At 41.9% G+C, this 12,338-nt stretch carries 14 protein-coding genes; 10 read left to right on the top strand and 4 right to left on the bottom strand.

What is annotated here, in order from left to right; genetic code table 11:
* Nucleotides 1-96: 96 nt before the first annotated feature.
* A complete protein-coding gene (locus CWM22_13315) occupies nt 97-660 on the top strand; it encodes a LysM domain-containing protein (protein ID AUC92914.1) in 564 nt (187 codons plus the stop codon).
* Between the two features lie 161 nt (nt 661-821).
* Here CWM22_13315 and CWM22_13310 read toward each other — a convergent pair whose 3' ends face one another.
* Nucleotides 822-2,111, bottom strand: coding sequence for an IS4 family transposase (locus CWM22_13310; protein AUC92796.1), 1,290 nt, complete (start codon nt 2,109-2,111; stop codon nt 822-824).
* Between the two features lie 184 nt (nt 2,112-2,295).
* On the opposite strand from CWM22_13310, the gene CWM22_13305 reads away from it, so the two are divergent.
* The 3 genes from CWM22_13305 (at nt 2,296) to CWM22_13295 (ending at nt 5,060) form a co-directional block, all read left to right on the top strand.
* Nucleotides 2,296-3,678 (top strand): sensor histidine kinase, encoded by a 1,383-nt coding sequence (locus CWM22_13305; GenBank protein AUC92795.1) that lies wholly within the window; start codon nt 2,296-2,298, stop codon nt 3,676-3,678.
* The gene (locus tag CWM22_13300; GenBank protein ID AUC92794.1) at nt 3,675-4,343 is read left to right on the top strand and encodes a DNA-binding response regulator; all 669 of its coding nucleotides are present in this window, start codon (nt 3,675-3,677) and stop codon (nt 4,341-4,343) included. Before CWM22_13305 ends, CWM22_13300 begins: the two co-directional genes overlap by 4 nt.
* A gap of 111 nt (nt 4,344-4,454) precedes the next feature.
* On the top strand, nt 4,455-5,060 hold the full coding sequence (locus CWM22_13295; protein AUC92793.1) for a hypothetical protein: 606 nt from the start codon (nt 4,455-4,457) through the stop codon (nt 5,058-5,060).
* 40 nt (nt 5,061-5,100) lie between these two features.
* Here CWM22_13295 and sdaAA read toward each other — a convergent pair whose 3' ends face one another.
* Complete coding sequence (sdaAA, locus tag CWM22_13290) at nt 5,101-5,973, bottom strand: L-serine ammonia-lyase, iron-sulfur-dependent, subunit alpha (protein AUC92792.1); 873 nt, start codon at nt 5,971-5,973, stop codon at nt 5,101-5,103.
* A 12-nt stretch (nt 5,974-5,985) separates the two neighbouring features.
* Entirely contained in the window at nt 5,986-6,657 is a 672-nt protein-coding gene (sdaAB, locus tag CWM22_13285) for an L-serine ammonia-lyase, iron-sulfur-dependent, subunit beta (GenBank protein ID AUC92791.1), read from the bottom strand.
* A gap of 217 nt (nt 6,658-6,874) precedes the next feature.
* On the opposite strand from sdaAB, the gene CWM22_13280 reads away from it, so the two are divergent.
* Complete coding sequence (locus CWM22_13280) at nt 6,875-7,999, top strand: tRNA(5-methylaminomethyl-2-thiouridine)-methyltransferase (protein ID AUC92790.1); 1,125 nt, start codon at nt 6,875-6,877, stop codon at nt 7,997-7,999.
* A 42-nt stretch (nt 8,000-8,041) separates the two neighbouring features.
* Here CWM22_13280 and CWM22_13275 read toward each other — a convergent pair whose 3' ends face one another.
* Nucleotides 8,042-8,431 carry a nuclear transport factor 2 family protein gene (locus CWM22_13275; protein ID AUC92789.1) on the bottom strand — a complete coding sequence of 130 codons (390 nt, stop codon included), beginning with the start codon at nt 8,429-8,431 and terminating at the stop codon, nt 8,042-8,044.
* A 125-nt stretch (nt 8,432-8,556) separates the two neighbouring features.
* Between CWM22_13275 and CWM22_13270 the strand changes: the two genes are divergently transcribed.
* The 5 genes from CWM22_13270 to CWM22_13250 all read left to right on the top strand — a co-directional run bounded on the left by CWM22_13270 (nt 8,557) and on the right by CWM22_13250 (nt 12,289).
* Nucleotides 8,557-8,883, top strand: a complete 327-nt coding sequence (locus tag CWM22_13270) for a transcriptional regulator (protein ID AUC92788.1) — start codon at nt 8,557-8,559, stop codon at nt 8,881-8,883.
* A 141-nt stretch (nt 8,884-9,024) separates the two neighbouring features.
* The gene (locus CWM22_13265; protein AUC92787.1) at nt 9,025-9,477 is read left to right on the top strand and encodes an NUDIX hydrolase; all 453 of its coding nucleotides are present in this window, start codon (nt 9,025-9,027) and stop codon (nt 9,475-9,477) included.
* A gap of 16 nt (nt 9,478-9,493) precedes the next feature.
* Nucleotides 9,494-9,925 carry a DNA mismatch repair protein MutT gene (locus CWM22_13260; GenBank protein AUC92786.1) on the top strand — a complete coding sequence of 144 codons (432 nt, stop codon included), beginning with the start codon at nt 9,494-9,496 and terminating at the stop codon, nt 9,923-9,925.
* A complete protein-coding gene (locus CWM22_13255; GenBank protein ID AUC92785.1) occupies nt 9,915-10,376 on the top strand; it encodes an NUDIX hydrolase in 462 nt (153 codons plus the stop codon). Before CWM22_13260 ends, CWM22_13255 begins: the two co-directional genes overlap by 11 nt.
* The gene (locus CWM22_13250; GenBank protein AUC92784.1) at nt 10,373-12,289 is read left to right on the top strand and encodes a tRNA uridine-5-carboxymethylaminomethyl(34) synthesis enzyme MnmG; all 1,917 of its coding nucleotides are present in this window, start codon (nt 10,373-10,375) and stop codon (nt 12,287-12,289) included. The genes CWM22_13255 and CWM22_13250 overlap by 4 nt, the downstream gene beginning before the upstream one ends.
* The last annotated feature ends 49 nt before the right edge of the window (nt 12,290-12,338 follow it).

The raw sequence follows: 12,338 nt of genomic DNA, 5'->3' as shown, positions 1-12,338 counted from the left end.
ATCTCAATTTGTCTGTAATATTTGTAACAATTTCACAAAGTCTAAGTAATAGTTAGAGGGTATGATAGACACATGACAGAAAGGAATGTGACTATTATGAACATTACATTAAAGAAAAACTTAAAAACAACTATTGCTGGTTTGGTAGCGGGAATCTCCCTTTTGACTGCGGGTGTAGTCAGTGCAGAAACCTATACTGTAAAGTCTGGTGATACCCTGTCTGAAATTGCTGAAACATACAATACTACTGTTGAAAAATTAGCAGAGCAGAATAAGATTACCAACTTAGATTTTATCCATGTCGGTCAAGTTATCGAATTGGGTGATGTGACAGTGAAGGCAGTAGAGAGTTCAGTTGAACAAACTCAATCAACAACAACATCATCAACTTCTACTGCAACAGCAACAACTAGCACCTATTCTTCAAACTTGAGTGCTGAAGATGCAGCAGCAAAAGAATGGATTGCAATGAAGGAATCAAGCGGTAGCTATGATGCCCGTAACGGTATCTACATTGGTCGTTACCAGTTGACAAATACTTACTTGAATGGTGATTACTCACCAGAAAACCAAGAGCGTGTAGCAGATGCTTATGTTGCTAGTCGCTATGGTTCATGGTCTGCAGCCAAGGCTTTCTGGTTGGCAAATGGTTGGTACTAAGATAAATTAGAAGAGGTCTAGCACGATGCTCAATGTCATTAAGTTAAGCATTTAAACAATTAAAGGAACTATTCCCGTCCGAGCAATTGATGACCAAACGGGAATAGTTTTTGTATTTAGGGCGCACAAAAAGGATGTTTTTTAACCCAATTTTTCAACTATTATGTTACTCTATAAGTGAAGCTTACAGGTGCCTTGCTTTTTATCTTTCTTTGGAACGTTCGATTGGGTCGGATGATGGATAAATGTTTGGCAATGTAGGTTTCTAATTGGAAGGAAGTGAGTTTGTTTCTAAGAAATTTTCGACAGGCATAAACAGCGTCTGAAAAACAAATTTTATAAGCCTGTTTTAACTTTGATGTTTTAATAGCAACGTGTGAGGTTAGCCATTTACAAACATTAAAATTGATAAAGCGAGCGTAGATTTCTTGGAGAATCCCTTCCTTCTTTTTTGCATGAAAATGAGTCAGACCGATACTGTATTTTAGGTCACGAAAACTGGTCTCTATGCCCCATCTGTAGGCATAGAGATCTTTTAATTTTTCTGGAGAATAATCGGTGTTTGTCACCAAAGTTTCAAAGAAACCTGGCTTGATTTCGAGACGCACCATTCGAAAATGAAGTTCGTAAAACTGAACTGGGTCGCTTTTTCGGCTAGAGCTTGGTAGAAAGTCAAAGGATGTGTGATTAGGTAAACAGCGATAGTGATTAGGAAAATTTTGATACTGTTGCTTCATCTCATTGGTCTGTTTCCGACAGATGTTTAGGTCAAATTTTTCATCAAAACAAGGGGTGTCAGGGAGGTTAAATCCTGATTTCATAGAATGATTCCCGTCACGAATACGAATAATATAGGACCAATTTCTTTCTTGGCAGTGAGCCATGACATTGTAGGATTCATACCCCCTATCCATTATTACCAGAGCTTGTTTGAAAGAAGAGTTCTTCATCATGTCAATAAAAGCCGCACGTTCATCAACCTCTCGATTATCTTGGATCCGTAAATCATGATATATCTCTTGTTCAAGATTGTAAAGAGCATTGATATGAATAAGATTGTAAGGAGTGTGGTGTGGTCCAGTTTGAAAAGAGGTCGTTTTATCAAAACGATTTCTTGGTAGAATCACATCACTGCCATCAACAGCCAGGATAGGGAGATTATCAGAGATTGGAATTTTAGAAGTAATATCCCTAAAAAGTGTTTTAAAAGCTTGGTGTTTAATCTGATACCGTCGTTGAACAAAGGCAGATTGAGAGACAGGCAAATCTAAATCAAGTAGCTCTTTGGCTAAGGTATTACCACCCATGGTCAGTATGGCTTGAATCATGGTTTTCATAGTTAGCTGACTTTGCCGACTAAAATCTTTTTCAGGATGAAGCACAAACTGATTGGCACTAGAAACGATGTCGTTAATACTATCAAGTAAATGAGCTTTAATCTGATCTAGCATGACTTTTCCCTTTTTATTTTTAGTGTAACATAAAAACTAACCCACCACAAAACGTGATAGGTTAGTTAACTTAATGACATTGAGCACGATGCTAGACTTTTTTCTATTGTTGAAAGTTGTCTAGCTTTACAGATAGGGTTGTTTTGTTTATAATTGTGAAAAAATTGACTAGAAAAGAAGAACTATGAAATTACAAAAACGAATTTTTCGATTAAATATGATTATGCTTATTTTTTCCTTGGTTGCTATGCTGGGGGTAAGTGTTTATGTGGTTAATAGCATTTATCGTAACCAAGAAACATGGCAGTCCACTAGCCAGAAGACAGCAAGTAGTCAACAGAGTTTGGAAAAGTTTTCGGGATCAGATTTTGCAGTATTGGCAGATGAGTTAGCATCGAATGATGCACGACTCTATGTAGAAAGTAATGGTGAGGCTGTCTTTTCAAATCTGAAAGATGATGCGGATGAGATATTGGGAGTGACAGTATCATCAACTACTCACACCTCCTATGTAGATGGAGAAATTGTGATTAGCCGTAAACTCGCCACGGATGGGCAAGTTTATTATTTATATGCCTTGTTAGAAGATTTGGAAGACCAGCAAGAAAGCCAAGAATTTCAAGCCTTCCTGATACAGCTTTTGTTAGTTGGTGGAATAGGTATCGTGGTCGTAGTGGTGCTTAACTTCTTCTTTACTCGCCGTCTCCTAGGGGTTATCATGCGTCCTCTGGAGGAATTGCACAGCGGTGTAGAACGTATCCAGCAGGGAGATTATACAGTACCTCTGACCTATCAAGGTGATAAGGAATTTGAAGAATTGACCCAAGGGTTCAATCAAATGCAGACTTCTTTGTTAGATGCCCGTGAGAAAAATCGACTGTATGAACAAAATCGAACCCAGATGGTCGCAGATATTTCGCATGATTTGCGGACTCCCTTGACTTCTATCAAAGGTTATGCCAAGGGAATTTTGGATGGTATTGCCAATACGGATGAAAAACGTAATCAGTATTTGACTGTTATCTATCAAAAATCTCAGGTGATGGAGAAATTACTGGAAAAATTATTTGCCTTTTCACAATTACAAACAGATAAAATGCCGTTTGATAAAGTCAAGCTTGATTTGGCTATCTTTTTACAGTCCTATGTAAGCGAGAAAACTGAGGAATTAGTAGATGAGGACATTCGGTTTAGTTTGGAAGTATCGGATGGATTACCAGTTGAGATTGACCCAATTCAATTTCGTAGAATTCTAGATAATCTGGTGGACAATGCACGAAAATATGCCGCTGTAAAGCCCTTGATAATCAGTATTACTGGACAAATGCAGGAGCAAGAAGTTGTTTGGACTTTTACAGATAACGGAAATGGTGTAGAAAAGAATAGATTTGACTTGATTTTTGAAGAATTTTACAGGGCAGACGATACCAGACAGCAAGTAGAAGGCCATGGTCTAGGTCTAGCCATTGTAAAAAATATTATCGAACGCTTAGGAGGTCGAGTGTCTGTTGAGGCAACTCCAGGACTTCGATTTATCTTCAGATTACCTAGAAAGGATATGAAATGACACGGATTTTAATCGCAGAAGACGATGTAGAGATTGCTTATTTGGAGCGAGATTATCTGGAAATGCAGGGCTACCAAGTAGATTTGGTACATGACGGTGGTCTTGTAGAGGACCAACTCAAAAAAGAGGATTATGCTCTTTTAATGCTGGATGTCATGCTCCCAAATAAAACTGGCTACGATCTTTGTCGTGATTTACGGGATAAGGTGGACTTTCCTATTTTGATGGTTACATCCAAGCAAGAAACCATGGACGTGGTGAGAGGACTAGGCTTGGGAGCGGATGATTACATCAGCAAACCTTTTGATCCTATGGAGTTGGTGGCGCGTGTAAAGGCTCATTTGGCTCGCTACCAGCGTTTTCAAAAGGATAATGATCAGAATGAATTAACAGTTGGGAATATGACTATTTTCTTGGATAATTGGAAGGTGACTTTGGATGGTCAGGAAATCAAATTGCCCAATCGTGAATTTGAATTGCTGGTTTATTTAGCAAAACACCCTAACCGAGTATTCTCTAAAGATCACTTGTTTGAAACCATTTGGGGATATGACTATGTTGGAGATAGTGCGACAGTTGCTGTTCATGTCAATCGGCTCCGAGATAAATTGGGAGCCGATTTGATTGAGACTGTCTGGGGAGCAGGCTATCGTCTTAATGATTAATTTATAAGTGTTTAGAATTTGTTTAGAAAGTTTATCTAAAGTGTTAAAAACTATCCTCTATAATAGACTTATCAGCAAGAGCTGAAGAAAACAAGTTAAAAAGAGGACAAAATGGAAAATAACAATCAACAACAAGAAATTATTGAAGTGGCAGAAAATAAGAAAACAGGTGTCTGGGAATCAGTCAAACAGAAGGTTACAGGCATGAGTAAGAAATCGATTATCTTATTGTCAGTTGGTGCCTTGGCACTTACTACGATTGGCTTTGTCGCTGCAGAGGTGTATGAAAATAAACTAGAGGCATTAGGAGATCAAATTGAGCGACAAGTTGGAATTGCAGATGATGATGACAATCAACAGGAAATAGCACAAGCTAATGCATCATCAGCCTCATCAGTAAATACAACTTCTGCTAGTCAACTAGCAACAAGTTACGGTGTAAAGTTAGTTGACACTTCTGAATTAGATGGCACTTATACAGCTACATCTGGCAATGATGCCTACACATTGACTGTAAAAGGAAATCAAGCTACATTGACAGAAGTTGACAATGATGGGGACCAGGATATAGAACAAGTGATTTTTGACTTAGATAAAAAACTTGCCTATATTGACGGTGAAGCAGATACATATTCCCTGAATGGTCCAACTCTTACTTTGACAGAAATTGATGCCAATGATACAACTCTAGATAAACTCACTTTCACCAAACAATAAGAAAAGGGACCGTTAGGGTCCTTTTTGGTTTACATTATTGTCAATCCTCCCCAAAAATTTCTTGAGCCAGGCGACGACCCGTCGGTGTAGCTGCAAGGCCACCTTCGGCAGTTTCACGGAAGGCAGTTGGTAGGGTAGAGCCAACTTGGTACATGGCATTGATAACCTCATCTACAGGAATTTTTGATTCAATTCCTGCCAGTGCCATATCAGCAGCTACCATGGCATAGCTTGCTCCCATTGCATTACGTTTGACACAAGGGACTTCTACCAGACCAGCGACGGGATCGCAAATCAGACCCAGCATATTTTTTATGACAAAGCAGATGGCTTGGCTGGCTTGGTAGGGAGTTCCACCTGCTGCCAGTGTCAGGGCTGCGGCAGACATAGCAGAGGCAGATCCGACTTCTGCCTGACAGCCTCCTTCTGCACCTGAGATGGAGGCGTTGTTGGCAATGACCAGACCAAAGGCCCCAGCTGTAAATAGGAAGTCAAGTTGCTGTTCTTCTGTCAAATTGAGCTTTTCAATAGCAACTCCTAGCACAGCTGGTAGACAGCCAGCAGATCCAGCAGTGGGAGTGGCACAGACTAAGCCCATTTTGGCATTCAATTCGTTGACAGCCATTGCATTTCTTGCGGCGGATAGGACAGCGGAATCTGACAGGGTTTTACCAGATTTCATATAGGCATCTAACTTGGCAGCATCGCCTCCTGTTAAACCAGATACGGATTTGCTTTCAGTTAGTCCATCCACGATGGAGGCTTTCATAACTGTCAAGTTTCTTGACATAATTGTCAATATTTCTTCGCGACTACGACCGGTCAATTCAATTTCAGTAGCGATCATGAGTTCAGCTACATTACCAGAAAAGTTGTCTGCTTGCTGAACTAATTCTTCGATAGTATAAAACATGTCTTTCTCTTTCTAGTTGAAGAAGGTAACATTGTGCAAGTGGGGAATTTTTTCAATTTCTGCAATAGAATTTTCACACTGGCGAGCATCCACTTCGATAATCATAATGGCTTTTTCGCCAGCTTGTTCACGTGTCACGTTCATTTGGGCGATATTGATGTCATACTTAGAAAGAACATCGGTCACCTTGGCAATCATACCTGGAACATCCTGATGAACGATGATAATAGTCGGCGTATTCATATTGAGATTGACAGAGAAGCCGTTGAGCTCTGTTACTTGAATGTTTCCCCCGCCGATGGAAACGCCTGTGGCTGAGATGGATTTTTTATCGTTTTTTATGATGATTCTGGTGGTATTGGGATGTGGGGTATTGCTGTCCTTGTTGACACGCCAGTAAACCTTAATGCCTCGTTCTCTTGCAATATCAAGAGAGTTAGGAATGCGGGGGTCATCCGTATCCATGCCCAGAATACCTGCAACTAAGGCTACATCCGTACCGTGACCACGATAGGTCTTGGCAAAGGAGTTGTAAAGTTGAAATTCGACCTCGGTTGGTTCATCACCAAAGATGGAAGACACAATTTTCCCAATGCGGACCGCCCCAGCTGTGTGACTAGAAGATGGACCAATCATAACAGGCCCGATAATATCAAAGACAGACTGAAATTTTAAGTTGCTCATAATTTGCCTCGTATTTTTTTCTTATCCTTATTATACCAAATTTTCTAGTTAGGGAATATGCCTAGATGAATGGGTTTTCAATACCAAATTCCTGTTTCTTCTCCCTTATGTGTGGTATAATACAAGTTGTTCAAAATCGACCTTCAAATCGTTTTTTGAAAAAATTTTGGAATACGACCTTCAAATCGTTATTTCTACGAAAAGATGGGAGAAGATTATGTCAATCGACAATTCGAAAACCCGTGTTGTTGTCGGTATGAGTGGCGGTGTAGATTCATCGGTTACGGCTCTCTTGCTCAAGGAGCAGGGCTACGATGTGATCGGCATCTTCATGAAAAACTGGGACGACACGGATGAAAATGGCTTCTGTACAGCAACAGAAGATTACAAGGATGTGGCTGCAGTGGCAGACCAAATCGGCATTCCTTACTACTCTGTCAACTTTGAAAAAGAGTACTGGGACCGCGTATTTGAGTACTTCCTAGCAGAGTATCGGGCAGGACGCACACCCAATCCAGATGTCATGTGTAATAAGGAAATCAAGTTCAAGGCTTTCTTGGATTACGCTATGAACTTGGGTGCGGACTATGTGGCGACAGGTCACTACGCTCAGGTATCACGCGACGAGGACGGCACTGTCCATATGCTACGTGGGGCAGACAATGGCAAGGACCAGACCTATTTCCTCAGCCAGCTATCACAGGAACAGTTGCAGAAAACCATGTTTCCGCTCGGCCATTTACAAAAGCCACAGGTTAGGGAAATAGCAGAGCGAGCAGGCTTGGCGACCGCTAAAAAGAAGGACTCGACAGGAATTTGCTTTATTGGTGAGAAGAATTTCAAAGAATTTCTAGGGCAGTATTTGCCAGCCCAGCCCGGTCGGATGATGACCGTTGACGGTCGTGACATGGGAGAGCATACTGGTCTTATGTACTATACGATTGGTCAGCGGGGCGGGCTTGGTATCGGAGGACAAATCGGTGGGGATAATGAGCCTTGGTTTGTTGTCGGAAAAAACCTGTCTCAAAATATCCTCTATGTCGGACAAGGATTCTACCATGAGTCCTTGATGTCAACTTCTTTACAGGCTAGTCAAGTACACTTTACACGTGATATGCCTGAAGAATTCACGCTAGAATGCACAGCTAAGTTCCGCTACCGTCAACCAGACAGTCAAGTGACTGTCAAGGTGAAAGGTGATAAGGCAGAAGTTATCTTTGCAGAGCCACAGCGAGCCATCACGCCAGGACAAGCCGTTGTTTTCTACGATGGACAAGAATGTCTGGGTGGTGGCATGATCGACATGGCCTATAAAGATGGAGAGGCTTGTCAGTATATTTAATCAAAAATAAAAGCTTAGCACTCTCGTGCTGAGCTTTTTATCTTATCCCCAGAAAGTATCTTCGGCTTTTTGGTCGGCTGAGAAGAGCCAAACTTCCTTGATTTTGCCATCTTCCATACGGAAAAGATCGATGCCATTCATGTTTAGTTCTTCACCATCTGTTCGAGTACCGAGGAATGTTACGTTAGCGGCAACAAGAGTATCATTATCGGATACCCAGTTTGTCACTACTTTGAAAGTTCCATTTGTTTTTTCGGCGAAAGTTGCTAGATGTGCTCCGAGTACTTCCTTACCAATTTTAGCACCAGATGTTGAATGATTTCCGGGTTGATGCCAGATAATGTCATTAGCCATTGTTTCAAAAAGAGCTGCAAAATCACCAGCGATGAGAGCATTGTTATAGGCATTAAAAATTTCCAAGTTTGTTGACATTTGATGTCCTCCAATTTTTTTGATATAGTACAATTATAGCTGAAGCATTCCATTATGCAAGTAGGTACTTTTGCATTCGTTAGTATCAAAAGTGATACTATTGTGATAAATAAAGGAGAATTTTTTTGAAAAAAGTTAGTGAATATGGTATTTGCCCTTTTGCAACAACACAAAAAGTCTTGACTGGTAAGTGGGGATTGGTGATTATCTACCAACTCAGTACAGGAACGAAACGCTTCAATGAATTACAGCGACTGATTCCAGGTATTACTCAAACCATGTTAACAAGGCACCTTAGACAATTGGAGGAGGATCGCATTATTAGTCGCACGGTCTATGCAGAAGTCCCCCCTCGTGTAGAGTATAGCTTGACTGAAATGGGCGAAAAATTTCGTTCGGTGCTGGATGCTGTTGAGGCTTGGGGCTTAGAATACATTGAAACGTTAACGTAACACCAGATTTGAAATTCTACAAATCTTTTGATAGAATAAGAGTAACAATTATCATGATGGTCAAAGCTCATGGGAATTGTAGGCTTTTTTGTCCTGCAGTTTTCGAGAGTTTTGGCTGTTTTTTGCTATAGGGGAGAGAAGATGGATTTCAGAACGAGACACGACAATCAAATCTTCGGTGTTCGTGCAACGGGCTTGGTGGTACAAGATGAGAAGTTATATCTTGTTAAGTCGCCTGAAGGGCTATACTACACTTTGGGTGGAGCTATTCAGCTTGGCGAAACAACCGAAGAGGCTGTGCAACGAGAAATGAAAGAAGAAATCGGAATTGATGTGGAGGTTGGACCACTGGCTTTTATCGTCGAAAATCAGTTCACCTTACAGGAGAAATCCTATCATCAGATTGAATTTCTCTATATAGTTACCCCACTGTCTAATCCAGCTACCAATCTGGAAGAAGGGAATTCTGTTCGCCAGTGTGAATGGGTTACTTTTGCGAACTTAGAGAAACTGGATCTCAATCCAGCCTTTCTTAAGACCGAGCTAGCCAAATGGGACGGACAACTAAAGCATTTTATGAACAAAGACAACTAAAGTAGCGGAGGAAACCATGCCTGTTAAATTGATTGCCCATGTCTTGCTCACTGTTGCAGACAGCCACTTGATTATTCAACGTTCGCAGATTAAGCGTGGCAAACCCAATGTTTTTCCTCGATATTGGGACATTCCAGGCGGTCGTGTCGAGGAGAATGAGTTACCCCGTGATGCTGCAGTGAGAGAGTGTTTTGAAGAAACAGGTATTTCGATAGAAAAGGAAAATCTGATCATTATCCATGAAGATAGTCAGTTTGATGAAGAAAAACAGACGGTGTTTACAAGGCTGGTCTATGAAGGAACACTTACAGAACAGATAAAAACCATTCTTCTTGACCCAGAAGAACATACAGATTTTCTATGGTTAGCCCCTAGCGATAAAAATAAGAAAAACTTAGTTCCATATCTGGACGAAATTTTAGAAAAGAGAAGGATAAATGGATTTTAGAACCAAAGTTGACAACCAGATTTTCGGTGTCCGTGCCACTGCATTGATTATAAAGGATGGGAAAATTTTCCTGACCAAAGATTATAAGGACCGTTATTATACCATTGGCGGTGCGATTGCAGTCAAGGAAACGGCACAAGATGCGGTTGTTCGAGAAGTCAAAGAAGAATTAGGGATTGACAGTCGTGTCAACCAACTAGCTTTTGTCGTTGAAAATCAGTTTACACAGGAAGGTATGGATTTTCACAATATCGAGTTTCATTTTATCGTCGAACCTACTGGAGAAATGCCTAAGGAGATGATTGAAGGTAAGTTGAAACAAGCTTGTGAATGGATTGAACTTGACAAGCTTGTAAACCTTGATGTCGTGCCTGCTTTTCTGACACAGGAATTACCAATTTGGAATGGACAAGTTAAACACATTATGAACATGAAGGAGAAAACAACATGACACACACATTTGCAGAAAACTATGATGTCATCGTGATTGGTGCGGGACATGCGGGTGTAGAAGCGGGCTTGGCAGCCAGTCGGATGGGTTGTAAGACCCTGCTTGCAACTATTAACTTGGATATGGTGGCCTTTATGCCTTGTAATCCCTCCATTGGTGGCTCTGCCAAGGGGATTGTGGTAAGGGAAATCGATGCCCTGGGTGGCGAAATGGGTCGCAACATTGACAAGACCTATATCCAAATGAAGATGCTCAATATGGGCAAGGGTCCAGCTGTTCGTGCCTTGCGGGCTCAGGCAGATAAGGCAGAGTATGCAGCAGAGATGAAGCGGACGGTGGAGCGTCAGGAAAATCTGACCCTGCGTCAAACCATGATTGATGAGATTTTGGTGGAAGAGGGCAAGGTGATCGGTATCCGTACGGCTACCAACCAGAAATTCTCAGCCAAGGCAGTTGTGGTGACGACGGGTACAGCTCTGCGTGGTGAGATTATCATCGGTGATCTCAAGTATTCGTCAGGTCCTAACAATAGCCTAGCTTCTATCACGCTGGCGGATAATCTGAAAGAATTGGGACTTGAAATTGGTCGTTTCAAGACAGGGACACCACCGCGTGTCAATGCTCGTACCATTAACTACGAAGAAACCGAGATTCAACCAGGCGATGAAAAGCCAAACCATTTTTCATTCTTGTCCAAGGACGAGGACTATTTGCAGGACCAGATTCCTTGCTGGTTGACCTATACCAACGCGACCAGCCATGAGATTATCAACAGCAATCTTCATCGAGCACCTATGTTTTCAGGAATTGTCAAGGGGATTGGGCCCCGTTATTGTCCGTCAATCGAGGACAAGATTGTTCGTTTTGCGGATAAGGAACGCCACCAGCTTTTCCTAGAGCCAGAAGGTCGCAATACAGACGAAATCTATGTCCAAGGGCTGTCAACCAGTCTGCCAGAAGATGTGCAGCAGGACTTGATCCACTCCATTAAAGGTTTGGAAAATGCCCAAATGATGCGGACAGGTTACGCCATTGAGTACGATATGGTTATGCCTCATCAGTTGCGGGCGACGCTTGAAACCAAGAAGATTTCAGGGCTCTTTACAGCAGGTCAGACCAACGGAACATCAGGCTATGAAGAAGCAGCTGGTCAGGGAATCGTTGCTGGTATCAATGCAGCCCTCAAGGTGCAGGGCAAGCCTGAGCTGATTTTGAAACGAAGCGACGGCTACATTGGTGTTATGATTGATGACTTGGTAACCAAGGGAACGGTGGAACCTTATCGTCTCTTGACCAGTCGGGCAGAGTACCGCTTGATTTTGCGTCATGATAATGCCGATATGCGACTGACGGAGATTGGTCGTCAGGTTGGCTTGGTAGATGATGAACGCTGGCAGGTCTTCCAAATCCATAAAAATCAATTTGACAATGAAATGAAGCGTTTGGAGTCTATCAAACTCAAGCCAATCAAGGAAACCAACGAAAAAGTCGTAGCCATGGGCTTCAAGCCCTTGACAGACGCTCTGACTGCCAAGGAATTTATGCGTCGTCCAGATGTGACTTACGCAGATGCGGTAGCCTTTATCGGTCCTGCGGCAGAGGATTTGGACGCCAAGACCATTGAATTGATTGAAACAGAAGTCAAGTACGAGGGCTACATTGCCAAGGCCTTGGATCAGGTGGAGAAGATGAAACGTATGGAAGAAAAACGCATTCCAGCAGGCATTGACTGGGATGATATTGACTCCATTGCGACCGAGGCTCGTCAGAAATTCAAGCTAATTTCACCAGAAACCATTGGCCAGGCTAGTCGGATTTCCGGTGTCAATCCAGCGGATATATCCATTCTCATGGTTTATCTGGAAGGACGTAGTCGTTCCATTTCTAAAAACAAATCAAAGGACAGTCACTAAGGCTGTTCTTTTCTTATGCGTGCTAGCGAAAACTAGCAATTTCTTGTGA

It is taken from the genome of Streptococcus suis (assembly GCA_002831545.1).
Taxonomy (GTDB): domain Bacteria; phylum Bacillota; class Bacilli; order Lactobacillales; family Streptococcaceae; genus Streptococcus; species Streptococcus suis_P.
This window is presented reverse-complemented; position numbering and strand designations above follow the sequence as displayed.

Coding starts and splice junctions, on each gene's coding strand:
- CWM22_13315 (AUC92914.1), top strand. CDS start 97: ATGAACATTACATTAAAGAAAAACTTAAAAACAACTATTGCTGGTTTG.
- CWM22_13310 (AUC92796.1), bottom strand. CDS start 2,111: ATGCTAGATCAGATTAAAGCTCATTTACTTGATAGTATTAACGACATC.
- CWM22_13305 (AUC92795.1), top strand. CDS start 2,296: ATGAAATTACAAAAACGAATTTTTCGATTAAATATGATTATGCTTATT.
- CWM22_13300 (AUC92794.1), top strand. CDS start 3,675: ATGACACGGATTTTAATCGCAGAAGACGATGTAGAGATTGCTTATTTG.
- CWM22_13295 (AUC92793.1), top strand. CDS start 4,455: ATGGAAAATAACAATCAACAACAAGAAATTATTGAAGTGGCAGAAAAT.
- sdaAA (AUC92792.1), bottom strand. CDS start 5,973: ATGTTTTATACTATCGAAGAATTAGTTCAGCAAGCAGACAACTTTTCT.
- sdaAB (AUC92791.1), bottom strand. CDS start 6,657: ATGAGCAACTTAAAATTTCAGTCTGTCTTTGATATTATCGGGCCTGTT.
- CWM22_13280 (AUC92790.1), top strand. CDS start 6,875: ATGTCAATCGACAATTCGAAAACCCGTGTTGTTGTCGGTATGAGTGGC.
- CWM22_13275 (AUC92789.1), bottom strand. CDS start 8,431: ATGTCAACAAACTTGGAAATTTTTAATGCCTATAACAATGCTCTCATC.
- CWM22_13265 (AUC92787.1), top strand. CDS start 9,025: ATGGATTTCAGAACGAGACACGACAATCAAATCTTCGGTGTTCGTGCA.
- CWM22_13260 (AUC92786.1), top strand. CDS start 9,494: ATGCCTGTTAAATTGATTGCCCATGTCTTGCTCACTGTTGCAGACAGC.
- CWM22_13255 (AUC92785.1), top strand. CDS start 9,915: ATGGATTTTAGAACCAAAGTTGACAACCAGATTTTCGGTGTCCGTGCC.
- CWM22_13250 (AUC92784.1), top strand. CDS start 10,373: ATGACACACACATTTGCAGAAAACTATGATGTCATCGTGATTGGTGCG.